A 25,231-nucleotide genomic window follows, 5' to 3' on the forward strand; every position below is an offset into this window, starting at 1 on the left:
GCAGATGAAGGCTTTAGACAAGCTGCTGGGCGGCCAGCAAAACCTGATCGGTATCGTGTTGTTGGCGTTGCTGGTGCTGGTGGTTTTTCCCCTGACGTTGGACGCGTTCCGCCTGAACATGGTCGGCAAATACCTGACCTATGCGTTCGTCGCCGTGGGCCTGGTGCTGTGCTGGGGCTATGGCGGCATTCTCAGCCTGGGGCAGGGTGTGTTCTTCGGCGTCGGCGGTTACTGCATGGCGATGTTCCTCAAGCTGGAAGCCTCCGACCCCGAGAGCACCAAGATCCAATCCACACCGGGCATCCCGGACTTCATGGACTGGAACCAGATCACCGAACTGCCCTGGCTGTGGCAGCCGTTTCACAGTTTCAGCTTCACGCTGGTGGCGGTGATCGCGGTGCCGGTGCTGCTGGCATTTATCATCGGCATGGCGCTGTTCAAACGGCGCGTGGGCGATGTGTATTTCTCCATCGTCACGCAGGCGATTGCGCTGATCCTTACCGTGCTGATCGTCGGCCAGCAAGGGCTGACCGGTGGCGTCAACGGCATCACCGACCTCAAGACCCTGCTGGGCTGGGACCTGCGCACCGACAGCGCGAAAATGATCCTGTATTTCATCAACGCCGGCCTGCTGTTCGGCTGCATCTTTATCGGCCGTTTTATCCTCGCGTCCAAGCTGGGCCGGCTGCTGATGGCGATGCGCGACAAAGAAGAGCGCGTGCGGTTTTCCGGCTATGACGTGGCCAGTTTCAAGATCTTCGTGTTCTGCGTGGCTGCCGCGTTTTCGGCGATTGGCGGGGCGATGTTCGCCTTGCAGGTGGGCTTTATGTCGCCGTCGTTCGTGGGCATCGTGCCGTCGATCGAAATGGTGATTTTCGCCGCGGTGGGCGGGCGCATGTCACTGCTCGGCGCGGTGTATGGCGCGCTGCTGGTGAACTACGGCAAGACGTATTTTTCCGAGTCCTTTCCTGAATTATGGCTGTACCTGATGGGCGGGCTGTTCATCGCCGTGGTCATGTATTTCCCCAATGGCCTGGCCGGGTTGTGGGACAGCCACGGTCGCCAGGCATTGGCCAAGCTGCTGCGGCGCAAACCCGTGGCGGCGCCCCCGGTGAGTCCGGCAATTAAACCCAAAGCCAAAAGCAACATCCTGGAGACCCAGCCATGACCGCCGTCGGCTTTGAAATGAAAAAACCGGTGCTGGCCATCGAAGGCCTCACCGTGTCGTTCGACGGCTTCAAGGCGGTCGACAACCTCAACCTGTACATCGACCGCAATGAAGTGCGCGTGGTGATCGGCCCCAATGGCGCCGGCAAAACCACGGTGCTCGACCTGATCTGCGGCAAGACCCGCGCCACCAGCGGCAGCATCCAGTTCGACGGCCAGGAGCTGACCAGGATGCGCGAGTACAACATCGTCCGTGCCGGTGTGGGGCGCAAATTCCAGAACCCGTCGATCTACGAAAACCTCACGGTGTTTGAAAACCTTGAGATGTCGTACCCCGCCGGGCGCAAGGTCTGGGGCGCGCTGTTTTTCAAGCGCAGCGCTCAGGTGATTGCGCGGGTGGAAGAAGTGGCGCGGGAAATCTTCCTCGGTGATTTGCTGCAGCAACAGGCTGACCTGCTGTCCCACGGGCAAAAACAGTGGCTGGAAATCGGCATGTTGCTGATGCAAGACCCGGAGTTGCTGATGCTGGATGAACCGGTGGCGGGCATGAGCGTCAACGAGCGCACGCAAACTGCCGAGTTGCTCAACCGCATCAGCCAGGGCCGCTCGGTGCTGGTGATTGAGCACGACATGGAGTTCGTCAAAAGCATCGCCCACAAGGTCACGGTGCTGCACCAGGGCAAGGTGCTGGCCGAGGGCAGCATGGAGTCGGTGCAGAGCAACCCTAAAGTTATCGAAGTGTATTTGGGCCACTGAGGAAACCGGCATGTTCAAGATCGATCAGTTGTCCTGTGGTTACGGACAGAGCCAGATCCTCCACGATCTGCAGCTGAATGTGGCCAAGCGCGAGATCGTCGCGGTGATGGGTCGCAATGGCATGGGCAAGACCACGCTGTTCAAGAGCCTGATGGGCATTTTGCCGCAGTGGCAAGGCTTGGTCAGTGTGGACGGGCACGATGTGTCGGCGCTGGAGACCCATGAGCGGGTGGCGCGCGGGATTGCCTATGTGCCTCAGGGCCGCATGATTTTCCCGAGCATGACAGTGCTGGAGAATATCCAGACCGGGTTGCCGGCGTCGGCCCGCGGCAAGGTGCCGGAGGACTTGTATGCGCTGTTTCCGGTGCTGCATGACATGCAGTCGCGCAAGGGCGGCAACCTGTCCGGTGGGCAGCAACAGCAACTGGCGATTGCGCGGGCGCTGGCGACCAACCCCAAGGTGTTGTTGCTCGACGAGCCGACGGAGGGCATCCAGCCGTCGATCATCAAGGACATTGCGCGCACGCTCAAAGAGATTCGCAACCTGCGCGATTTGACCATCGTGGTGTCCGAGCAAGTGCTGTCGTTCACCCTGGAGATTGCCGACCGCTTTTTGGTGATCGAGAAGGGCCGTTTCGTGATCGAAGAGACCCGCGACCGCGTGGATGAAGCGACCATCAGCCGCTACCTGTCCGTCTAAAACAACACAGTTCTAATGTGGGAGCGGGCTTGCTCGCGAATGCGGTGTACCAGTCGACTTATCTGTTAACTGACACACCGCTTTCGCGAGCAAGCCCGCTCCCACAGTTGTTTTGTGTCTGCTCTGAAAATCTCATACGTCATCCAACGTATTTCCCGTTTTCCCTGGCTCCCCGAGACTGGATTCCACGCACCAGACCATCCGCCCAGGAGCCAGTCCATGACCGAAACGCTGATCAAAGTCGACCTCAACCAGCCCGTCACTGAAAACGAAAATATCCATAACCGCTGGCACCCGGATATCCCGATGGCGTGCTGGGTGAAGCCCGGTGATGACTTCATTCTGGAAACCTACGACTGGACCGCCGGCGCAATCAAGAACAATGACGATGCCAGTGATGTGCGCGACGTGGACCTGTCCACCGTGCATTACCTGTCAGGCCCGGTGGGTGTGCACGGCGCCGAACCGGGTGATTTGCTGGTGGTGGACTTGCTCGATATCGGCGCCAAGGCTGACTCGCAGTGGGGCTTCAACGGCTTCTTTTCGCGGCAGAACGGCGGCGGTTTTCTCACCGATCATTTCCCCAGCGCCCAGAAAGCCATCTGGGATTTCAAAGGCATGTTCACCCGTTCGCGGCACATTCCGGGGGTTAACTTTGCCGGCCTGATCCACCCCGGCCTGATCGGCTGCCTGCCCGACCCGGTGATGCTCGCCGACTGGAACCGCCGCGAGCAGGAACTGATCGACACCAACCCGACCCGCGTGCCGCCGCTGGCCAATGCGCCACTGGCCGCCACTGCACACATGGGCAAGCTCAAGGGCCAGGCCCGTGACGACGCGGCTGCGACCGGCGCACGCACGGTGCCGCCGCGTGAGCATGGCGGCAACTGCGATATCAAGGACCTGTCGCGCGGTTCGAAGATTTTCTTCCCGGTCTATGTCAACGGCGCCGGGCTGTCGGTGGGCGACCTGCACTTCAGCCAGGGCGACGGCGAAATCACCTTTTGCGGCGCCATCGAAATGGCCGGCTGGGTGCACATGAAAGTCGAGCTGATCAAGGGCGGCATGGCCAAGTACGGGATCAAGAACCCGGTGTTCAAGCCCAGCCCGATCACGCCCAACTACAAGAACTACCTGATCTTCGAAGGCATTTCGGTGGACGAACAGGGCCAGCAGCACTACCTGGACGTCAACGTCGCCTACCGCCAGGCCTGCCTGAATGCGATCAACTACCTGACCAAATTCGGCTATTCGCCGGCCCAGGGTTATGCCTTGCTCGGCTCGGCGCCGGTGCAGGGGCATATCAGCGGCGTGGTGGACATTCCGAATGCCTGCGCGACCTTGTGGCTGCCGACCGAAATCTTCGAGTTCGACATCAACCCCAACGCCAACGGCCCCACCAAGTTCCTCGACGGCAGCATCGACCTGCCCATTGCCCCGGACCTGTAGCCATGCCGACCTACGAATATGCCTGTGCCACCTGCGGCACGTTCACGATGCTGCGGCCCATCGCCCAGCGCAACGAGCCCAGCCAATGCCCGTACTGCGAAGGGCCGGGCGGGCAGCTCAGGGTCTCGGCCCCGGCTTTGCAAACGCTGTCGGCCAACCAGCGCAAGGCGATCGCCGGCAACGAGCGCAGCGCCCATGCGCCGCAAACCGTCGGCGAATACCAGGAAGGCCGCAAACATCCGGCCGGTTGCAGTTGCTGCGGCACCCGCAAGAAAGTCGAGCCGAGCAAGGCCAACCCCTTGGGCCTCAAGACCAGGACCGGGCCTCGGCCGTGGATGATCAGTCACTAGACCAGGAGCGTTGTTATGCGTCATGGCGACATTTCCAGCAGCCCGGACACCGTCGGTGTCGCGGTGGTGAACTACAAGATGCCGCGCCTGCATTCCAAGGCCGAAGTCATCGACAACGCGAAGAAGATTGCCGAGATTATTCTCGGCATGAAGCAGGGCCTGCCCGGCATGGACCTGGTGGTGTTCCCCGAATACAGCACCATGGGCATCATGTACGACCACGACGAGATGATGGCCACGGCCGCGAGCATTCCCGGCGAAGAGACGGCGATCTTCTCGGCAGCGTGCCGTCAAGCCAACACCTGGGGCGTATTTTCCCTGACCGGCGAGCGCCACGAGGAGCACCCGCACAAGGCGCCGTACAACACGCTGGTGTTGATCAATAACCTTGGCGAAATCGTGCAGCGCTACCGCAAGTGCATTCCCTGGTGCCCTATCGAAGGCTGGTATCCGGGCGATCGCACCTATGTGTGCGATGGGCCCAAGGGTATGCAGATCAGCCTGATCATCTGCGATGACGGTAACTATCCGGAAATCTGGCGCGACTGCGCCATGAAGGGCGCCGAGTTGATCGTGCGCTGCCAGGGTTATATGTACCCGGCGAAGGAGCAGCAGGTGCAGATGTCCAAGAGCATGGCCTGGGCGAATAACTGCTATGTGGCGGTGGCGAATGCGGCGGGGTTCGACGGGGTGTATTCGTACTTCGGTCACTCGGCGATCATCGGCTTTGACGGACGCACCTTGGGCGAGTGCGGCGAGGAAGAGATGGGTATTCAGTACGCGCAACTGTCGGTGTCGCAGATTCGCGATGCGCGGGCCAACGACCAGTCGCAGAACCACCTGTTCAAGTTGCTGCACCGTGGCTACACCGGCATGCATGCCTCGGGCGATGGCGACAAGGGCGTGGCGGACTGCCCGTTCGAGTTCTACCGCACCTGGGTGCTGGACGCGCAAAAGGCTCAGGAAAATGTCGAGAAAATCACCCGCAGCACCGTGGGTGTCGCCGAGTGCCCGGTGGGGCAACTGCCCCATGGCGGTAAAGAAAAAACAGCGGAGTAGGGCATGCGGTTTACCTTTGACCCAGCGCAGATGATGGCGCTGTTGCGCAGCCGCATCGTTGGCCAGGACGCGGCGTTGGCGCAGGTGGAGCGGCTGCTCAAGGTGGTCAAGGCCGATATCGGCGAGCGCGATCGGCCATTGAGCGTCAACCTGTTCATGGGCCCGACGGGCGTGGGCAAAACCGAAATCGTGCGCCTGCTGGCCCAGGCGCTGCATGGCCGGGCCGACGGGTTTTGCCGCATCGACATGCACACCCTGGCCCAGGAGCATTACGCCGCCGCACTGACCGGCGCGCCGCCAGGGTACGTGGGCAGCAAGGAAGGCATCAGCCTGTTCAACAGCGAATTGATCCAGGGCAGCTACAGCCGCCCTGGCATCGTGTTGTTCGATGAACTGGAAAAAGCCAGCCAGGAGGTGGTGCGCAGCCTGCTGGGCATTCTTGAAAACGGCCAACTGACCCTGGCGGGTGGCACGCGCACCTTGGATTTTCGTAACAGCCTGATTTTCATGACCAGCAACATCGGCGCGCACCAGGCGCGTCGTCATCGCCAACGCTTCACTCAGGGCTGGCGGCGGCTGCTACGGGTGTTTGTAAGAAGCGAAGCGGCGGTGTTGGAGGAGGCGTTGCATGGGCATTTCGAGCCGGAGTTTCTCAACCGCATCGATCGTATCCTGATGTTCGAACCTCTCGACAGGCGCTGGCTTGATGCGCTACTGGACGTGGAGCTGGAGAAGCTCAATCAGCGTCTGGCGGCGCACCAGCGCTCATTAAGCGTGGATGCGTCGGCACGGGCATGGTTGTGTCGTCAGCACGACGCTCGGTTTGGCGCGCGTGCGCTGGGCCGCCGCGTGCGGGTGGAACTGGAACCGGCGATTGCGGAGTGCTTGCTGCGCGATCCTGCTGTGCAAGGGATGCGGGTAACGGTGCGGGGTGAACAATTGGATGTTTCGAGACAATAGCCTTGCATGTCGACCCATTACGGCTAATATGATCCGGGTAAAACAAATAACATCCGGGTAATAAGCCATGCCAACGCAACACATGCCTCTGTGCACTGCCTTCTTGCGTCACCAACGGGTGGCGGCCGGCGCCTATTCGGCGGTCGCCGAAACCCTGGCAGGGCTGGACCTGACCGCCGGCACCTTTCTGGTCTTTGATGACGCCACCGGCGCCCAAGTCGATTACCCATGGCCAGGCGGTTATGCGCCCGAGCAACCCGCAGACACGTCACTCGACGAAGAGCTTCGGGCAGCCCCTACGGTGGGCCGCCCGAAGCTGGGTGTGGTCGCGCGGGAAGTCACGCTGCTGCCGCGCCACTGGGAATGGTTGGGCCAACAACCGGGCGGCGCCTCGGCGGCCTTGCGCCGGTTGGTGGATGAAGCGCGAAATGCCAGCGCGGGCCGTGATCAGGCGCGCCAGGCCAAGGAAGCCAGCTATCGTTTCATGAGCGCCATCGGCGGCGACCTGCCTGGGTTTGAAGACGCCTCGCGGGCATTGTTCGCTGAAGATGCGGCGGCCTTCGCCAGCAAGATCGGGCACTGGCCAAAGGATGTGCAGACGTACCTGGCCTGGCTGTCGCGCAATGCTTTCCCCGTCTAACAATAATTCCGGGACTCGAACGACCATGGAAGTCACTCAGCAACGGCCGTTGTGGCAGATCTACCTGATTTTTTTGGCACCGATGGTGCTGTCCAATTTTCTGCAAAGCTTTTCCGGCACCCTCAATGGCATCTATGTCGGGCAAATGCTCGGCACTCAGGCGCTGGCGGCGGTGTCGGGGATGTTTCCCATCGTGTTTTTCTTTATTGCCCTGGTGATCGGCCTGGGGGCGGGCGCTTCGGTGCTGATCGGCCAGGCGTGGGGCGCGCAGGAAACCGGGATGGTGAAGGTGATCACCGGTGCGACGCTGACCCTTGGCGCGCTGGTGGGCCTGATCGCGGCGGTGCTCGGCAGCCTGTTCGCGCGCCCGGCCTTGCAGGGGTTGGGCACCCCGGTGGATGTGCTCGACGATGCCGTGGGTTATGCCCAGGCGATGATGCTGATCATGCCGTTACTGTTGGTCTTCATCCTCTACACCCAGTTGCTGCGCGGCGTGAGTGACACGGTCTCGCCGCTGCTGGCGCTGATGGTCTCGACCCTGGTCGGCCTGTTGCTGACGCCGGCGTTGATTCGCGGCTGGATCGGCCTGCCGCCCATGGGCATCCAGAGCGCGGTGTACGCGGGCCTGGTCGGTAACGCCTTGGCGATGCTGTTCTTGATCCTGCGCCTGCGCCACAAAAACCATGTGATGGCGCCCGACCGCGAGTTGCTGGCTGCCTTGCGCCTGGACCGGGCGATCCTCGGCAAAGTGCTGCGCATCGGCTTGCCGACGGGCTTGCAGATGGTGGTGTTGTCGCTGTCCGAATTGGTCATCCTGGCGCTGGTCAACAGCCACGGTTCCCAGGCCACGGCGGCGTATGGCGCGGTGACGCAGATCGTCAATTATGTGCAGTTCCCGGCGCTGTCGATTGCAATTACGGCCTCGATCCTCGGTGCCCAGGCGATTGGTGCCGGGCGCCTGGAGCGAATCGGGCCGATCCTGCGCACCGGCCTGCTGATCAACACCTGCCTGACCGGTGGATTGATTGTGCTCGGTTACCTGTTGTCGCACTGGCTGTTGGGGCTGTTCATCACCGACGACGCGGCGCGGCTCAATGCCGAGCACTTGCTGCACATTATGCTCTGGAGCGTTTTGGTCTTTGGCTTCCAGGCGGTAGTGGGTGGGATCATGCGCGCCAGCGGCGTGGTGCTGATGCCGGTCGCCATCTCGATATTCTGCGTGCTGTGCGTTGAGCTGCCGATGGCGTATTTGCTCAATGCGCACTTCGGCCTGGAAGGGGTGTGGATGGCGTTTCCGGTGACCTACCTGGCGATGCTGGCGCTGCAGACTGCGTATTACCGGCTGGTGTGGCGGCACAAGCAGATCAAGCGGCTGGTGTAGCGCGGGCTTGTTGCTTCAACCCGCGCAGCAGTAATTCCAGACCTTGCAAACCTTGCTCCAAGCGATCGCCCGGGTGTTCATCGCGGGCGATCCACAGCGCGGTGTTGACCAGGCTGCCATTGATCAACTGCGCCAGCGCGACACTGGAGCCTTGTTCGATAGCTCCGGCCTGCATCAAGCCCTCAAGCAACTGGCCCAGCGACGCGACGCAGTGATGCTGCGACCCGGTATCGCCGAGCACGGCCGGCGCATCCTGCAATACGATGCGTTGGATTTCGTCGTCCTGGGCCATGCGCAAATACGTTCGGCAGCGTTCGCGAAATCCTTCCCACGGGTCCTGGGCCTGATCGGTGATGTGCTGCAGTCGCGCGTCCATTTCGCTGTCGAGTTGGGCGACCACCGCGGCCAACAGGCCTTTCTTGTCACCAAAGTGATGGTACAACGCACCACGGGTCAGGCCGGCGCGTGCAGTGAAGTCGTCCATCGACGTGTTGGCATAGCCCTGTGTGGCGAAGGCTTGGCGGGCGCTGGCAATCAGGCGGGCGCGGGTTTCTTCGATCATTTCGGCACGGGCTCGGCTCATGGGTAGGGCTCGCGAAGGTGTTTGGGTGATTGACATACGCTGCGTATGTTACGCATGATTTGCTACATACGCACCGTATGTATTTTGACTTGATGACTGCCGATAGCAAGCTTCAAGGTCTTGAGGAAGAGGACAAGCAGGATGGCAAATCCCTACGCCGAGTTGTTCCACGCTCCTGGCAGCAAGGCATTTGTGCTGGCCGGCATGCTTGCGCGCATGCCGATATCGATGACCGGTATCGGCCTGATCACCATGCTGTCGCAAGTGCACGGCGGCTTTGGTCTGGCGGGCGCGGTGGCGGCGGTGTTCGCCCTGGCCACGGCGTTTTGTGCGCCGCAGGTTTCGCGGTTAGTGGACCGCTACAGCCAGGGCAGGGTGCTGCCGATCGCGGCGCTGATTGGCGGTGGGGCGTTGTTGCTGTTGCTGCTGTGCACTGGGTTGCAGGCGCCAAGCTGGACGTTGTTTGTGTTCGCCGCCCTGGCCGGTTGCATGCCCAATATGTCGGCCATGGTGCGGGCGCGCTGGACCGAGTTGTACCGCGGCCAGCCCAGGTTGCAGACCGCATTTGCCCTTGAGTCGGTGCTCGACGAGGTGTGTTTCATCATCGGCCCGCCGATCTCGGTTGGCCTGAGTGTGGTGCTGTTTCCGCAAGCCGGGCCCTTGGTGGCAGCGCTGCTGCTGGCGGTGGGGGTGACCACCTTCGTGCTGCAACGCGCAACTGAGCCGCCGGTGCATGAACACGAGGACCATCACGGCGGTTGGCTGATCGCCTCACCGTCGGTACTGATCCTGATGATCCTGTTGCTGGCCATGGGCGTGATCGTCGGCGTGGTGGATGTAGTCAGCGTCGCATTCGCCCAGCATCAGGGCCAACCGGCGGCGGCGAGCATTGTCCTCTCGGTGTATGCCATCGGCTCCTGCCTGGCGGGGTTGGCGTTTGGCACGCTCAAGCTCAAGGCGCCGTTGCCCCGGCAGTTTCTGTTCTGCGGCGTGGCGACGGCGTTGACCACCTTGCCGTTGTTGCTGGTGACAAATATCCCCGGGCTGGCGGTGGCCATCTTCATCTCAGGCTTGTTCTTTGCCCCGACGCTGATCGTGTCCATGGCCCTGGTGGAGCAGATCGTCCCGCCGAGCCGCCTGACCGAAGGCATGACCTGGCTGATCACCGGCCTGAGCATCGGCGTGGCCATCGGCGCCGCCAGCTCCGGTTGGATGATCGACCACTTTGGCGCCCCCAGCGGGTTCTGGTGGCGCTGGTGGCGGGGGCGGTGGTGCTGGGGGCAGCGCTGCTGGGCTATCGGCGGTTGGGCTGATCAGCCGACTGCCGGAAAAGGTTCTGCGCAATGATGTTGCAAAAACTCATGCAGCGCCTGGCGCGTCAGGTCATTGAGCGTCACTTTCTTACGGGCCGCTGCCAGGGCTGCAGCCAGATGCAGGTCATGGCCGACCCGCACGTTGAATGAACCCTTGCACGGTTTCTCCGGTGTTTGCCCGAGGGTGTGGCACGTAGCGAGGTAGTCTTCCACGGCTTCCCGAAAAGCGCTGTCCAGCTCCGCGACGGTTTTGCCTTCATAGCTGACCAGCGCCTTGATAAACAGCACTTTGCCGAACAGGCAGTTGTCTTCGAGGCTGGCTTCGATAGAGCCGATGTAGCCGTTGTGTTTCAGTTGGTTGTTCACTGAATCAGGTCTCCTGATTTCAATTGTTCGATGATCTGGCGCCGAATGTAGTGTTTCAGTTCGTTGCCGGGGTGAGGCTTGTGCAAGGTGATCATTGCACTGGGGTCGCCGATGTCGAATTTGACGCGGCTTCCAGCCCCTTCAATCTGTGTGTAGCCAAGACGCTTGAGCAGCGTTTCGAGCTCTGGCCAGGTAAAGGCCATGCGCTCGTTGAGCAGTTTGGCGAGCAGCTTTTCATTTTTGGACACGGCGTTCCCTGCGTGTAACTAAATGTAGTTGCAAAAAGTGGTGTTCGTCAATGCTAGCCCGGCTTCGTGTGTCTTGGCTGAGATTGATGTAACCCTTGATGACACCTCGCTCCAAGCCTCTCATCCCCCCGCTAATTTTTCCCCGCCCGGTTCGTTTTATAGGGACGACGTGCCTTTGTGCTTCCTGCCTATTGCTCCGGACTCCAAGAAATGAATGCTGAAGACTCCTTGAAACTTGCTCGCCGGTTTATCGGGTTGCCCCTGGAAAAACGCCAAGTATTCCTGCAGGCCTTGCAGAAAGAGGGCGTGGATTTTTCCCGGTTTCCGATTCCGGCGAGCGTGGAGGCAGAGGATCGCCAGGCGCTCTCGTACGCGCAGCAGCGTATGTGGTTTCTGTGGCAATTGGACCCGGCCAGTGGCGCCTACAATCTGCCCGGCGCCGTGCGACTCAAGGGTGCGCTGAGCCTGCGTGCGCTGGAGCAAGCCTTCGCCAGCCTGTTAGCGCGGCATGAAACCTTGCGCACAGTCTTCCAACGCCAGGCCGATGAACGTCTGACCCAGGTTTCGATAGATCCGTCGCTTGTCGTCGAGCACCTGGACTTCAGCGCCATGGCCGCCGTTGAGCAGGAGCAGGCCGTCAACGACGCGGCGACGCGTCAATCGCTGCTGCCGTTCGATCTGGAACACGGCCCGTTGCTGCGCGTGCAATTGCTCAAGCTCGATACGCAGGAGCATGTGTTGCTGCTGACCCTGCACCACATCGTCTCCGACGGCTGGTCGATGAACGTGCTGATCGACGAGTTCATCCGCTGCTACGACGCCCACGAGCGCAATGAAGCGCCGCAATTGCCGGCATTGCCGATCCAGTACAGCGACTACGCCCTGTGGCAGCGCCGCTGGTTGGAAGCGGGAGAGCAGGCACGTCAGCTCGAGTACTGGGAGGCGCGTCTGGGCGACGAGCATCCAGTGCTGGAACTGCCAACCGACCACCCGCGTCCGGCGATGCCGAGTTACCAGGGCACTCGCCATAATTTCGCGATCGACCCAGGCCTGGCTGCGCAACTGCGCGCCTGCGCGCAAAAACACAACGTCACGCTGTTCATGCTGTTGCTGGGTGCTTTCAATGTGCTGCTGCACCGTTACACCGGGCAGGCAGACATTCGGGTCGGCGTGCCGATCGCCAATCGCAACCGTACCGAAGTCGAAGGGCTGATCGGCTTTTTCGTCAACACTCAAGTCCTGCGCACCGAACTGACCGGGCAAACCCGCGTTGGCGAACTGCTGCAAGGCATCAAGGAGCACGCGTTGGGCGCCCAGGCTCATCAGGAATTGCCCTTTGAGCGCCTGGTGGAGGCCCTCAAGGTCGAGCGCAGCCTGAGCCATACGCCGCTGTTTCAGGTGATGTACAACCACCAGCCGGTGGTGGCCGACATTGCCAGCGTCAACACCGCTTCAGGCCTTGAGCTTTCGCTGGTGGAATGGCAAGGGCGCACCACCCAATTCGACCTGACCCTCGATACCTATGAGAAGTCCGGCACCCTGCATGCTGCGCTGACCTACGCCAATGACCTGTTCGAGGCGCCTTCCATTGCGCGCATGGCCCAACACTGGATCAGCCTGCTACAGGCGATGGTGGCCGACGGCGAACAGCGCGTGGGTGAATTGCCGATGCTGGCTGACGATGAGCAGCACGTACTGGTCCATGCGTGGAACCAGACCGGCGAGGCGTACCCGACCGAGCGCGGCATCCACCAACTGATCGAAGACCAGGTGCAGCGCACACCGGACGCGCCAGCCTTAGTGTTTGGCGCAACCACCTTGACCTACGCCCAACTCAATGCCCGCGCCAACCAACTGGCCCATGCTTTGCGCGAGCAGGGCGTGGGCCCGGACGTGCTGGTGGGGCTGTGCGTCGAGCGCTCCGTCGAAATGGTGGTGGGCCTGCTGGCCATCCTCAAGGCCGGTGGCGCTTACGTGCCGCTGGACCCGGAATACCCGCAGGAACGTCTGACCTACATGATCGAAGACAGTGGCATCACGCTGCTGCTCAGCCAGCAAAGCCTGCTCGCCGCCTTGCCGCTCGAGCGTATTCAGGTGATTGCCCTCGACCAGTCGGCCAGTTGGCTGGAAGGCTACAGCAGTGCATCGCCCGACAGCGGCGTCCACGCACTCAACCTGGCCTACGTGATTTACACCTCCGGTTCGACCGGCAAGCCCAAGGGCGCAGGCAACAGCCATCGCGCCTTGGTCAACCGCTTGTGCTGGATGCAGCAAGCCTACGAATTGACGGCCAGTGATGCGGTGCTGCAGAAAACCCCGTTCAGTTTTGACGTGTCGGTGTGGGAATTTTTCTGGCCGCTGATGACCGGCGCGCGCCTGGTGGTCGCAGCCCCTGGCGAACACCGCGAGCCGGCCCGGCTGATCGAAACCATTGACCGCCACGCCATCACCACTTTGCACTTCGTGCCGTCGATGTTGCAGGCATTTATCCATGAGCCCGGCGTGCAGGGCTGTGCCAGCCTCAAGCGCATCGTCTGCAGCGGTGAAGCCTTGCCGCTGGATGCGCAACGGCAGGTCTTTGCCAAGCTGCCAGCAGCCGGGTTGTTCAACCTCTACGGCCCGACTGAAGCGGCCATCGACGTGACCCACTGGACCTGCATCGATGAAGGCGGCGAGAGCGTGCCCATCGGCCGGCCCATCGCTAACCTCGCCACCTACGTGCTCGACGCTCAGCTCAACCCGGTGCCGGCCGGTGTCTGCGGCGAGCTGTACCTGGGCGGTACCGGCCTGGCGCGCAGTTATCACCGGCGCCCGGCGCTGACTGCCGAGCGTTTTGTGCCGAGCCCGTTCGTCAACGGCGAGCGCCTTTATCGCACCGGCGACCGCGTGCGCCAGCGCACTGACGGCGTGATCGAATACCTCGGCCGTCTTGACCACCAGGTAAAGTTGCGCGGCTTGCGCATTGAGCTGGGCGAAATCGAAACGCGCCTGCTCCAACACCCTTCGGTACGTGAGGCAGTGGTGCTGGTGCAGGGTGGCAAGCAGTTGGTCGCCTACCTGGTGCTCGACAGCGAGGAGCCAGCGGACCTCAAGGCCTGGCTGCTCAGCAGTTTGCCGGAATACATGGTGCCGACCCATTTCGTCGTGCTGACCCAGTTGCCGGTCACCGCCAACGGCAAGCTCGATCGCAAAGCCTTGCCACTGCCGGAGGCTGCGCCGCAACAGGCATTCATCGCGCCTTCGAGCGACCTGCAAAAAGCCCTCGCGGCGATCTGGAGTGATGTACTCGGCGTTCCACACGTGGGTGTGGACGACAACTTTTTCGAGCTGGGCGGCGATTCGATTATCTCCATCCAGGTGGTCAGCCGTGCCCGTCAGGCGGGCATTCGCCTGAGCCCGCGCGACGTGTTCCAGTATCAGAGCGTGCGCAGCCTGGCGCTGGTGGCGAGCTTCGAGCACGCAGTGGTTATCGATCAGGGGCCGGTCGCCGGTGAGGTGATTCTGACCCCGGTGCAGCAGGCCTTTTTCAGCCAGGCAATTGCTGCGCGCCACCACTGGAACCAGTCACTGTTGCTGACCCCGCGCGAAACGCTGGAACCGGCGTTGCTGGACGCCGCGCTCACACAGTTGATCAACCACCATGACGCCCTGCGCCTGAGATTCACCCGGCAGGCCGAAGGCTGGCAGCAAGCCCACGCCGCACCGGCCGCTGAATCTGTGCTATGGCAATCGAGCGTCGACACCGAGGCTGAATTGGCCGCGTTGTGCGATGAGGCTCAGCGCAGCCTGAACCTGGAACAAGGCCCGATGCTGCGCGCGGCGTTGGTCACCCTGGCTGATGGCGCCCAGCGACTGCTGTTGGTGGTCCATCACCTGGTGGTCGATGGTGTGTCGTGGCGCGTCCTGCTGGAGGATCTGCAACAGGCTTACCGCCAGGCCGCATTGCCCGCCAAAACCAGCAGCTATCAACAGTGGGCGCAGCAGCTGCAGGCGCACGCGCACACGCTGGATGAGCAACTGCCTTTCTGGCTGGCGCAGTCCGGCGATGCCGAGCTGCCATGCGATAACCCGCAGGGCGGCCTGCACAATCGCCTGGGCGCCACGCTTGAAACCCGCCTTGACGCCGAACACACCCGGCAACTGCTGCAAGACGCGCCAGCGGCTTATCGCACCCAGGTCAACGACCTGCTACTGACGGCGCTGGCGCGCGTGATCAGCCGCTGGAGCGGCCAGGCCGCCGCGCTGATCCAGCTGGAGGGCCATGGTCGCGAAGACCTGTTCGACAGCCTCGATCTGAGCCGCACGGTCGGCTGGTTCACCAGCTTGTTTCCGGTGCGTTTGCAGGCCGCAGGCACACTGTCGGATGCAATCAAGTCGATCAAGGAGCAACTGCGCGCGGTTCCGCAAAAGGGCGTGGGCTACGGCCTGCTGCGCTATCTGGGCAAACCGCAATCGCGTGAAGCCCTGGCCGATTTGGCTGCGCCGCGTGTCACCTTCAACTACTTGGGGCAGTTCGACCGCCAGTTCAATGAGTCAGCGCTGTTTGTCCCGGCCAGCGAAGGCAGCGGCCAGGCGCAGGACCCCCAAGCACCGTTGGCCAACTGGCTGACGGTGGAAGGGCAGGTGTATGGCGGTGAGCTGTCGCTGCAATGGGGTTTCAGTCGCGAGATGTTCAACGCTGCGACCATTGAGCGCCTGGCGGATGACTACGCCACGGAACTCAAGGCGTTGATCGAGCATTGCTGTGCGACGCCTGCCGGGCAGGTCACACCGTCGGACTTCCCGCTGGCGCGTATTACGCAGCAGCAGCTGGATGCGCTGCCCGTGGCCGGGCCGGACATCGCCGAACTTTACCCGCTGTCGCCGATGCAGCAGGGCATGCTGTTCCACACCCTGTACGCGCCCGAGGGCCAGGCTTATATCAACCAATTGCGCCTGGACATTGAAGGCCTTGACCTCCTGACTTTCGGCCGCGCCTGGCAAGCGGCACTGGACCGGCACGACATCTTGCGCAGCAGCTTCCACTGGCTGGGCCTGGACAGCGCCCATCAGGTGATCAGGCGTCAGGTCGACGTGCAGTTGCAGGTGATCGAAGACGTGAATGCCGACCTCGATGCGCTGGCCGATGCCGAGCGCTCAAGCGGCTTTGAACTCAATGCCGCACCGCTGTTTCGCCTGATGCTGGTGCGCAGTACAGGGTCGGCCTGGCACTTGATCTTCACCAGTCACCACATCCTGATGGACGGCTGGAGTAACGCGCAGTTGCTCGGCGAAGTGCTTGCCCATTACGCAGGCCAGACGGTGTCGGCGCCGCTGGGGCAGTTCCGCGATTACCTGGGCTGGCTGCAACAGCAGCCGTCGGGCGAGGCGTTCTGGAAAAATGCCCTGGCGCCTTTGCACGCGCCAACCTTGCTGGCTCAGGCACTGCGTGCGCCGGTTGGTGGCGTGGGCATGGCCGACCATCAAGTGCTGCTGGACGACGACTTTACCCAGGCCCTCAGCGAATTTGCCCGCCAACAAAAAGTCACGCTCAATACTGCGCTGCAAGGCGCCTGGAGCCTGTTGCTGCAACGCTACAGCGGCCAGGCTTGCGTGGTATTCGGCGCGACCGTCGCCGGACGTTCAGCGCCGCTGCCGGGGATTGAGCAGCAGTTGGGCTTGTTCATCAACACCTTGCCGTTGATCAGTGCCGCGTCGCCCGCCCAATCGGCCGGCGCCTGGCTCAATGAGCTGCAAGCCTTGAACCTCAGCTTGCGCGACCATGAACACGTGCCGCTTTACGACATCCAGGCGTGGGCCGGCCAGCAAGGTGCGGCGTTGTTCGACACCCTGCTGGTGTTCGAAAACTTTCCGGTCGCCGAAGCATTGAAGCAAGGCGCGCCGGCAGGCCTGACCTTCGGCCGGATGCATAACCACGAGCGCACCAACTACCCGCTGACCCTGGGCGTCGAGCTCGGTGCCGGCCTGCGCCTAGACTTCAGTTACGACCGCGCGCATTTCAGCGAGCAACAGGTCAAGCAGCTGGGCGCCAACTTGCGTCACCTGCTGGCGCAACTGGTGGCGGACGCCGGTGTGCCGCTGGGTAACCTGCAGTTGCTGGACGCCACGGCACAGCGCGACGTACTCACCCTCAGCCAATCTGCCGGTGCCGCCCAGCGTCCTCAGCGCGTGCATGAGCGCATCGCTGCCCAGGCCCACGCCACTCCTGATGCGCTGGCAGTTCAGGCGGGCGGTGAGCGCCTGAGCTACGCCCAGCTCAACGCGCGGGCCAACCGCCTGGCGCATCGCCTGTTGGCGCTCGGCGTGGGGCCGGGCCAGCGTGTAGGCCTGGCCAGTCGGCGTGGTCCGCAGCTGATCGTCAGCCTGCTGGCGGTGCTCAAAAGCGGCGCTGCCTATGTGCCTCTGGACCCGAAATACCCGGCCGAACGCTTGGCCTATATGCTGGACGACAGCCGTCTGGACCTGCTGCTCAGCGAAACCGGGTTGCTTGCCGATGTGCCGTTGCCACAAGGCTTGACTCGTGTGGACTTCAGCGCATCCGGTGAAGAACTGCACACCTTCGCGGCGACCAATCCACCCAACCAAGCGGCGGCGGCCGACCTGGCCTATGTGATCTACACCTCCGGTTCCACCGGCTTGCCCAAAGGCGTGGCGATCGATCATGCCGCCCTCGGCCAGTTCTGCGACAGCGCGCAGGCCTACAGCCGGCTGAGTGCGCGAGACCGTGTACTGCAATTTGCGACCTTCAGCTTCGACGGTTTTGTCGAGCAGTGCTACCCGCCGCTGTGCGTGGGCGCCGCCCTGATCATGCGCGGCGATGAGCTGTGGGACGCCGGCCAACTGGCCCGCGAGATCGTCGAGCAGGGCGTGACCCTGGCCGACTTGCCGGCCGCTTACTGGTATTTGCTGGCCAAGGAGTGTGCCGTCGACCAGCGCACCTTGGGCAACCTGCGCCAAGTGCACGTGGGCGGCGAGGCCATGTCGGTAGAAGGCGTACGCGCCTGGCACGCCGCAGGACTGGGCGGCGTACGCCTGGTTAACACCTACGGGCCTACTGAGGCGACGGTGGTGTCCAGCGTGCACGATTGCCAACTGGCGGATGCCAGTGATGCGTTTGGCGTGCCGATCGGGCGGGCCATTGCCGGCCGTTCGCTGTACGTGCTCGACAGTGGTTTCGAACTGCTGGCCACTGACGGCGTCGGCGAACTGTGCATTGGCGCCGAAGCGGGCCTGGCCCAGCGTTATTTCGACCGCCCGGCCTTGACCGCCGAACGCTTCCTGCCTGACCCGTTTTCCGCGGTGCCCGGTGCACGCCTCTACCGCAGTGGCGACCTGGCGCGTTACAACGAAGCCGGCGCGCTGGAGTACGTCGGGCGTATCGACCATCAGGTGAAAATTCGCGGCTACCGCATCGAAATGGGCGAAATCGAGGCTTGCCTGCAAGCCTTGCCGCAGGTGCGTGAAGCCGCGGTCATCGCCCAGCCGAGCGCGGTCGGCCTGCAACTGGTCGCCTATGTGGTGCCTGCCCACGGTCAAACCCTGAACGGGCAAGCCCTGGCGGCCAACTTGCGCGAGTCTCTGCCGGATTACATGGTGCCGGGGCATTGGCTGGTACTTGACGCTTTGCCACTGAACAACAACGGCAAGCTTGACCGCCGTGCGCTGCCGGCACCTGACCTGAACCTGCGTCAACAGGCGTATGTGGCGCCACAAAGCACGCTGCAAGTACAGCTGGCGGCGATCTGGCAAGCGGTGTTGCAGGTTGAACAGGTCGGCCTCACGGATCACTTCTTCGAGCTGGGCGGGCATTCATTGTTGGCCACCCAAGTAATTTCCCGCGTGCGCCATGACTTGAAACTGGAAGTGCCGCTGCGCGCACTGTTTGAGCAGCCGACGTTGCAAGCATTTGCCATGGCCTGCCTGGGGTTGCGTGAGCACAGCGCGCCACCGTTGCTGGCCCTGGGCCGTGGGCAGCCGATGGCGCTGTCTTTCGCCCAGGAACGCCAGTGGTTTTTGTGGCAACTGGACCCCGCCAGCGCCGCGTACCACGTTCCCACGGCGCTGCATCTGCGCGGTGAACTCGACATCGGCGCACTGGAGCATGCTTTCCAGGCACTGGTGCTGCGCCATGAACCGTTGCGCACTACGTTTGTTGAAGACGCTGAGCAGACCTGGCAGGTGATCCATCCCACCCTGGCGATGCCGGTACAGCAGGCGAGGGCGCAGGCTGCGCAAATCCAGCAGTGTGTGGAGCAGGAAATCCAACGCCCGTTTGACCTGCGCAACGGCCCGTTGATGCGCGTCAAGCTGCTGGTGATTGCGCCCGAGCACCATGTGCTGGTGATCACCCAACACCACATCATCTCTGACGGCTGGTCGATGCACGTGATGGTGGATGAGTTGGTAGCGCTGTATCAGGGCCAAGCTCAGCGGTCGGCGTTGCCGATCCAATATGCCGACTACGCCGCGTGGCAGCGCAACTGGATGGCGGCCGGTGAAAAACAGCGCCAGCTCGATTACTGGCAAAGGTGCCTGGGCGATGAACATCCAGTACTGGAGCTGCCTCTGGACCACCCGCGCCCTGCGGTGCAGAGCTTGCGTGGCGCGCGTCAACGGGTTCAGCTCGAGCCTGCGCTGTTGGCCGACCTGAAAACCTTGGCCCAGCGCCAAGACGTGACCCTGTTCATGCTCTTGCTGGCCTCGTTCCAGACCTTGCTGCATCGCTACTGCGGGCAAAACAGGCTGCGTGTCGGGGTGCCGATCGCCAACCGCAACCGCCTCGAAACCGAGCGGCTGATCGGTTTCTTCGTCAACACCCAAGTCATCCAGGTCGACCTTGACGGGCAGATGGCCTTCGAGCAATTGCTCGGTCAGGTCAAGCAGCGCGCCCTGGAGGCCCAGGCCCATCAGGACCTGCCGTTCGAACAGTTGGTAGAAGCGCTGCAGCCAGCGCGCAGCCTGAGCCACAACCCACTGTTCCAGGTGCTGTTCAATCACCAGGACAACCTGCGCTCCGCCCCGGTGCAACTGCCGGGCCTGGCGTTAGAGCCGCTGGATTGGGACGGCCACACCACGCAATTCGATTTGAGCCTGGAAACCGAAGAGTCTGCCGACGGCCTGTGGGCCTCGCTGACCTACGCCACCGACCTGTTCGAACCCGAGACGCTTGCGCGCCTGGCGCAACATTGGCAAAACCTGCTGCGCGCTGTGGTGAATGACGCGTCGCAGGCGCTGGATGAACTGCCGATGCTCAGCGAGCAGCAATGGCAACAGACGGTGCACAGCTGGAACGACAGCCACGCCGAGTACCCGCACACGCGGTGCGTGCATCAGTTGTTCGAAGCGCAAGCACTGGCAACACCGGACGCAAGCGCACTGCAATTCAATGGCGACACCCTGAGTTACCGCGAACTCAACCGCCGCGCCAACCGCTTGGCCCATCGCCTGATTGCGGCGGGCGTCGGCCCTGACGTGTTGGTGGCGGTGCATGTCGAGCGCTCGCTGGACATGGTCGTCGGCCTATTGGCGACCCTCAAGGCCGGCGGCGCCTATGTGCCGCTCGACCCGCAGTTCCCGGCGGATCGGCTGGCGTTCATGCTCCAGGACAGCCAAGCGCAGGTGTTGCTGACCCAGCCACACCTCAATGGTCGCCTGGCGCAGCCGCAGGGCCTGCACGTGTTGCTGGTCGATGACGCGGGCGTGGACGAACACAACCCGCAGGTCAGTGTCACGCCGGAGCACCTGGCCTACGTGATTTACACCTCTGGTTCCACCGGCAAGCCCAAGGGCGTGATGGTGCGGCATCAGGCACTGTGCAGCTTTACCTGCGGCATGGCCGACACCCTGCAGATCGGCAGTGATGCGCGGGTTTTGTCGCTGACCACTTTCTCATTCGACATCTTCGCCCTCGAGCTATACGTGCCACTGACCGTGGGCGCCACGGTGCTGCTGAGCGGCCAGGAACTGGCGCTCGACCCGGAGGCGATTCTCGATCTGGTGCACAACCAGAGCGCCAATGTGCTGCAAGCCACGCCTTCGACCTGGCGCATGCTCCTGGAAAGCCCGCGCGCGTCGTTGCTGCAGGGCATCAAATGCCTGTGTGGCGGCGAAGCGCTGCCGGTCGACCTGGCCCAACGGCTGCTCGACCTGCAGGGCCCGGTGTGGAACCTTTATGGCCCGACAGAAACCACCATCTGGTCGGCTGCTCACCGCCTGGAGCAGGCGCAGCCTTTTGTTGGTCGCCCGATTGCCAACACGTCGCTGTTCATTCTCAACGCCGGGCTGACGCCATGCCCACAAGGGGCGGCCGGTGAATTGCTGATCGGCGGCGCTGGTCTGGCGCGCGGTTATCACGCGCGCGCGGCGCTGACCGCCGAACGGTTCGTGCCCAACCCATATGGCGCACCCGGTGAACGCCTGTACCGCACCGGCGATTTGGCGCGCTATCGCCCGGAGGGCGTAGTGGAGTACATCGGTCGCGTGGACCATCAAGTCAAGGTGCGCGGTTTCCGTATCGAGCTGGGTGAGATCGAAGCTTGCCTGCGTGAGAACGCGGCGGTGCGTGAAGCCGTGGTACTGGCCGACAACGACCGTTTGGTCGCCTACCTGGTGACCTGTGCTCCCGAGCAACAGGCGAGCCTGCGTGAGCAGCACAAGGCTGATCTGCGCGCGCGTTTGCCGGATTACATGGTGCCTGCGCACCTGATATTCCTTGAAACCCTGCCGTTGACTCCCAACGGCAAGCTCGACCGCAAGGCGCTGCCCAAGGCGGATGCCGAGCTGTTGCTCAAAGCCCATGTGGCGCCCGTCAGCCCGCGCGAACAGCAAGTCGCGGCGATCTGGGCCGACGTGCTGGAGGTGCCGCAGGTGGGCCTCGATGACCACTTTTTCGAACTGGGCGGGCATTCGCTGCTGGCCACGCGCGTGGTGTCGCGAGTACGTCAGGTATTGGCGTTGGAAGTCGCGCTCAAGACCCTGTTCGAACAGCCTGTGCTCGGTGACTTTGTGCGTGCATTGGGTGAGGAGGGCGTCACCGCGCCTGCACTGCTTAAGGCCGACCGCGCGCAGCCGTTGCCACTGTCTTACGCCCAGGAGCGCCAGTGGTTCCTTTGGCAGCTCGACCCCAACAGCTCGGCGTACCACATCCCCAGCGCCTTGCGCTTGAAAGGCGCGTTGGACGTGGCCGCGCTGCAACGCAGTTTCGACACCTTGCTGGCGCGCCATGAAAGCCTGCGCACGCATCTGCGCCAAGATGCGAGCGGCGCGGTGCAAGTGATTGAAGAGCTGGGCCTGATTGAAATCGAACGTTGCGATACCGATGAAGCCGGGCTCAAGACGCAGGTCGCCGAGGCGGTCGCGCAGCCGTTTGATTTGCTGCGCGGGCCGTTGCTGCGCGTGAAATTGTTGCGCCTGGCCGCGGACGATCATGTGGTGGTGCTGGTGCAGCACCATATCGTCTCCGATGGCTGGTCGATGCAGCTGATGGTCGAGGAGTTGGTGAAACTCTACGCCGCCTTCAGCGACGGCCACACGCCGAATCTGCCGGCGTTGCCGATTCAATACGCCGACTACGCCCTGTGGCAACGCAACTGGATGGAGGCCGGCGAGAAAGCGCGCCAGTTGACGTACTGGCGTGAACAGTTGGGCGGTGAGCAGCCGGTACTGGAGTTGCCGTTTGACTACCAGCGCCCGGCGTTGCCGACCCATTGCGGTGCGCGCCTGGGCATTGAATTGACACCGCAGCTGTTGGCTGGCTTGCGGCGTGTGGCGAAACAGGCCGGGGTCACGTTGCCGATGGTGTTGCTGGCGGCCTATCAGGCCTTGCTGCACCGCTACAGCGGTCAGGAAGATGTGCGCGTCGGCGTGCCGATCGCCAACCGCAACCGCCTTGAAACGGAGGGCCTGATCGGCTTCTTCGTCAACACTCAAGTGCTCAAGGCTGACGTCAACGGCCAGATGAGCGTGGCGCAACTGTTGCATCAGGTGCGCCAACGCTCCCTCGAAGCCCAGGCCCATCAGGACCTGCCTTTCGAGCAACTGGTGGAGGCGCTGCAGCCCGAGCGCAGCATGAGCCTGAGCCCGTTGTTCCAAGTGCTGTTCAACCACCGCGTGACCTCGGCGGGCAGCCATTTGCAGCGTTTGCCGAACCTGCAGGTCGAGGTGTTGAGTTGGGATGAGGGCGTGGCACAGTTCGACCTGGCGTTGGATGTGGAAGAGTCGCGCGAAGCACTGCATGCATCCCTGAGTTACGCCACTGATCTGTTTGCCCCCGCGACCATCGAACGCATGGCCGGGCATTGGCAGAACCTGTTGCAGGCCATGGTCGATGATCAGCAGCAGGCCATCGGGCAGTTGAACCTGCTGAACCCGGATGAGCAGCAGCACATTCTGCACCTGTGGGATTGCACCGGCTCGGGCTTCTCAGCCGCACGCTTGGTGCACGAACTGATCGCCGACCGCGCGCGGGAAACCCCAGATGCCGTGGCGGTGAAATTCGACTCGCACACCCTGACTTACGGCGAGCTTGATGCACAGGCCAACCGCCTGGCGCATGCGCTGATCGCTCGTGGTGTGGGGCCGGAAGTGCGCGTGGCGATCGCCATGCCGCGCAGCGCCGAAATCATGGTGGCGTTCCTCGCCGTGCTCAAAGCCGGTGGTGTGTATGTGCCGCTGGACATTGAGTACCCGCGTGATCGCCTGCTCTACATGATGGACGACAGCCGCGCACGGTTGCTGTTGACGCACACCAGCGCCTTGCAGCAATTGCCGGTCCCGCAGGGGGTGAACACGCTGGCAATCGATCGCACCGAAGACTGGGCCCACTATAGCGATGCCGCACCGCAGGTCGCACTGGATGGCGACAACCTCGCCTATGTGATCTACACCTCCGGCTCCACCGGCATGCCCAAGGGCGTGGCGGTGTCTCACGGCCCGTTGGTGGCGCACATCATCGCCACCGGCGAGCGCTATGAAACCGGCCCGGCCGACTGCGAGCTGCACTTCATGTCGTTCGCTTTCGACGGCTCCCACGAAGGCTGGATGCACCCGCTGATCAACGGCGCCAGCGTGCTGATCCGCGACGACAGCCTGTGGCTGCCGGAGTACACCTACGCCCAAATGCACCGCCACAATGTGACGATGGCGGTGTTCCCACCGGTTTACCTCCAACAACTGGCCGAGCATGCCGAACGCGATGGCAACCCACCGGCAGTGCGCGTCTACTGCTTTGGCGGTGACGCGGTAGCCCAGGCGAGTTACGACCTGGCATGGCGCGCACTGAAACCCACCTACTTGTTCAATGGTTACGGCCCGACCGAAACCGTGGTGACGCCGCTGCTGTGGAAAGCCCGTAAGGGCGACCCGTGCGGCGCGGTGTATGCGCCCATCGGCACGTTGCTGGGCAACCGCAGCGGTTACGTATTGGACGCGCAGTTGAACCTGCAACCCATCGGCGTCGCGGGTGAGTTGTACCTGGGCGGCGAGGGTGTGGCGCGTGGTTACCTGGAGCGCCCGGCCCTGACCGCCGAGCGTTTCGTGCCCGACCCGTTCGGCAAACCCGGCAGCCGTGTATACCGCAGCGGCGACTTGACCCGTGGTCGCCCGGACGGCGTGGTGGATTACCTGGGCCGTGTCGACCATCAGGTGAAAATTCGGGGTTTCCGCATCGAATTGGGTGAAATCGAAGCCCGTCTGCGCGAGCAGGGCAGCGTCGGTGAAACCGTGGTGGTGGCACAGCAGGGCCCGACCGGCAAGCAACTGGTGGCGTATGTCGTACCCGCCGATCCGGCCCTGATCGACCAGGCCGAGTTCCGCGATGCCTTGCGCCGTGCGCTCAAGACCCGCCTGCCGGATTACATGGTGCCCACGCATTTCATGTGCCTGGCGCAGATGCCGCTGACTCCCAACGGCAAGCTCGATCGCAAAGGCTTGCCCGCGCCGGATGTGAGCCTGATGCAGCAACGCTACGTGGCCCCGCAAACCGAACTGGAACAGCAGATTGCGGCGATCTGGGCCGAGGTGTTGCGCCTGCCGCAAGTGGGCCTGGACGACAACTTCTTCGAAGTCGGCGGCCATTCTTTGCTGGCGATCCAGATCACATCGCGGGTCCAGTCCGAGCTGGGCCTGGAAGTGCCCCTGGTTGAAGTGTTCCAGACCGAAACGCTGCGCGCCTATGTGCAGGCCGCAGCCACCTTCCGCGCCGGCAGCGCGGAAGATTTTGATGATCTTCGTGACTTTTTGAGCGAACTAGAGGCGATTTGA

Annotated in this window: 13 protein-coding genes and 1 pseudogene; 11 read left to right on the top strand and 3 right to left on the bottom strand. The window is 62.8% G+C overall.

The genetic code is table 11. The annotated features are described in order from the left end of the window. Positions 1–4: 4 nt before the first annotated feature. The 9 genes from urtC (at position 5) to AACU78_RS02820 (ending at position 8,462) form a co-directional block, all read left to right on the top strand. The gene (urtC, locus tag AACU78_RS02780; protein ID WP_106579709.1) at positions 5–1,168 is read left to right on the top strand and encodes an urea ABC transporter permease subunit UrtC; all 1,164 of its coding nucleotides are present in this window, start codon (positions 5–7) and stop codon (positions 1,166–1,168) included. After that, positions 1,165–1,923, top strand: coding sequence for an urea ABC transporter ATP-binding protein UrtD (urtD, locus tag AACU78_RS02785; RefSeq protein ID WP_106579710.1), 759 nt, complete (start codon positions 1,165–1,167; stop codon positions 1,921–1,923). Before urtC ends, urtD begins: the two co-directional genes overlap by 4 nt. A 10-nt stretch (positions 1,924–1,933) precedes the next feature. Further along, positions 1,934–2,623, top strand: coding sequence for an urea ABC transporter ATP-binding subunit UrtE (gene urtE / locus AACU78_RS02790; protein WP_106579711.1), 690 nt, complete (start codon positions 1,934–1,936; stop codon positions 2,621–2,623). Between the two features lie 219 nt (positions 2,624–2,842). After that, complete coding sequence (gene fmdA / locus AACU78_RS02795; protein ID WP_106579713.1) at positions 2,843–4,072, top strand: formamidase; 1,230 nt, start codon at positions 2,843–2,845, stop codon at positions 4,070–4,072. 2 nt (positions 4,073–4,074) lie between these two features. Then, complete coding sequence (locus AACU78_RS02800) at positions 4,075–4,422, top strand: FmdB family zinc ribbon protein (RefSeq protein WP_106579714.1); 348 nt, start codon at positions 4,075–4,077, stop codon at positions 4,420–4,422. Positions 4,423–4,437: 15 nt separating this feature from the next. Further along, positions 4,438–5,481 carry an aliphatic amidase gene (locus AACU78_RS02805; protein ID WP_106579715.1) on the top strand — a complete coding sequence of 348 codons (1,044 nt, stop codon included), beginning with the start codon at positions 4,438–4,440 and terminating at the stop codon, positions 5,479–5,481. Positions 5,482–5,484: 3 nt separating this feature from the next. Next, positions 5,485–6,441 carry an AAA family ATPase gene (locus tag AACU78_RS02810; protein ID WP_106579716.1) on the top strand — a complete coding sequence of 319 codons (957 nt, stop codon included), beginning with the start codon at positions 5,485–5,487 and terminating at the stop codon, positions 6,439–6,441. 67 nt (positions 6,442–6,508) lie between these two features. Next, complete coding sequence (locus AACU78_RS02815; RefSeq protein WP_106579717.1) at positions 6,509–7,081, top strand: DUF2239 family protein; 573 nt, start codon at positions 6,509–6,511, stop codon at positions 7,079–7,081. A 25-nt stretch (positions 7,082–7,106) separates the two neighbouring features. Continuing rightward, positions 7,107–8,462 (top strand): MATE family efflux transporter, encoded by a 1,356-nt coding sequence (locus tag AACU78_RS02820; RefSeq protein ID WP_106579718.1) that lies wholly within the window; start codon positions 7,107–7,109, stop codon positions 8,460–8,462. Here the strand turns inward: AACU78_RS02820 and AACU78_RS02825 are convergent. Then, the gene (locus tag AACU78_RS02825) at positions 8,446–9,045 is read right to left on the bottom strand and encodes a TetR/AcrR family transcriptional regulator (protein WP_106579719.1); all 600 of its coding nucleotides are present in this window, start codon (positions 9,043–9,045) and stop codon (positions 8,446–8,448) included. The two genes, AACU78_RS02820 and AACU78_RS02825, sit on opposite strands and share 17 nt — an antisense overlap. A 141-nt stretch (positions 9,046–9,186) precedes the next feature. On the opposite strand from AACU78_RS02825, the pseudogene AACU78_RS02830 reads away from it, so the two are divergent. Beyond that, positions 9,187–10,358, top strand: a pseudogene (locus AACU78_RS02830) (MFS transporter). Here AACU78_RS02830 and AACU78_RS02835 read toward each other — a convergent pair. Together AACU78_RS02835 and AACU78_RS02840 are read right to left on the bottom strand one after the other, a co-directional pair. Beyond that, positions 10,359–10,724, bottom strand: coding sequence for a type II toxin-antitoxin system HicB family antitoxin (locus tag AACU78_RS02835; RefSeq protein ID WP_106579720.1), 366 nt, complete (start codon positions 10,722–10,724; stop codon positions 10,359–10,361). Beyond that, a complete protein-coding gene (locus tag AACU78_RS02840) occupies positions 10,721–10,972 on the bottom strand; it encodes a type II toxin-antitoxin system HicA family toxin (protein WP_106579721.1) in 252 nt (83 codons plus the stop codon). The genes AACU78_RS02835 and AACU78_RS02840 overlap by 4 nt, the downstream gene beginning before the upstream one ends. Positions 10,973–11,182: 210 nt before the next feature. Between AACU78_RS02840 and AACU78_RS02845 the strand changes: the two genes are divergently transcribed. After that, entirely contained in the window at positions 11,183–25,231 is a 14,049-nt protein-coding gene (locus AACU78_RS02845) for a non-ribosomal peptide synthase/polyketide synthase (RefSeq protein WP_106579722.1), read from the top strand.

It is taken from the genome of Pseudomonas sp. R9.37 (assembly GCF_963878885.1).
Lineage (GTDB): Bacteria > Pseudomonadota > Gammaproteobacteria > Pseudomonadales > Pseudomonadaceae > Aquipseudomonas.

What these genes read in the sequence shown, in the direction of transcription:
- urtC (WP_106579709.1), top strand. Translation starts at nt 5, where the DNA reads ATGAAGGCTTTAGACAAGCTGCTGGGCGGCCAGCAAAACCTGATCGGT.
- urtD (WP_106579710.1), top strand. Translation starts at nt 1,165, where the DNA reads ATGACCGCCGTCGGCTTTGAAATGAAAAAACCGGTGCTGGCCATCGAA.
- urtE (WP_106579711.1), top strand. Translation starts at nt 1,934, where the DNA reads ATGTTCAAGATCGATCAGTTGTCCTGTGGTTACGGACAGAGCCAGATC.
- fmdA (WP_106579713.1), top strand. Translation starts at nt 2,843, where the DNA reads ATGACCGAAACGCTGATCAAAGTCGACCTCAACCAGCCCGTCACTGAA.
- AACU78_RS02800 (WP_106579714.1), top strand. Translation starts at nt 4,075, where the DNA reads ATGCCGACCTACGAATATGCCTGTGCCACCTGCGGCACGTTCACGATG.
- AACU78_RS02805 (WP_106579715.1), top strand. Translation starts at nt 4,438, where the DNA reads ATGCGTCATGGCGACATTTCCAGCAGCCCGGACACCGTCGGTGTCGCG.
- AACU78_RS02810 (WP_106579716.1), top strand. Translation starts at nt 5,485, where the DNA reads ATGCGGTTTACCTTTGACCCAGCGCAGATGATGGCGCTGTTGCGCAGC.
- AACU78_RS02815 (WP_106579717.1), top strand. Translation starts at nt 6,509, where the DNA reads ATGCCAACGCAACACATGCCTCTGTGCACTGCCTTCTTGCGTCACCAA.
- AACU78_RS02820 (WP_106579718.1), top strand. Translation starts at nt 7,107, where the DNA reads ATGGAAGTCACTCAGCAACGGCCGTTGTGGCAGATCTACCTGATTTTT.
- AACU78_RS02825 (WP_106579719.1), bottom strand. Translation starts at nt 9,045, where the DNA reads ATGAGCCGAGCCCGTGCCGAAATGATCGAAGAAACCCGCGCCCGCCTG.
- AACU78_RS02845 (WP_106579722.1), top strand. Translation starts at nt 11,183, where the DNA reads ATGAATGCTGAAGACTCCTTGAAACTTGCTCGCCGGTTTATCGGGTTG.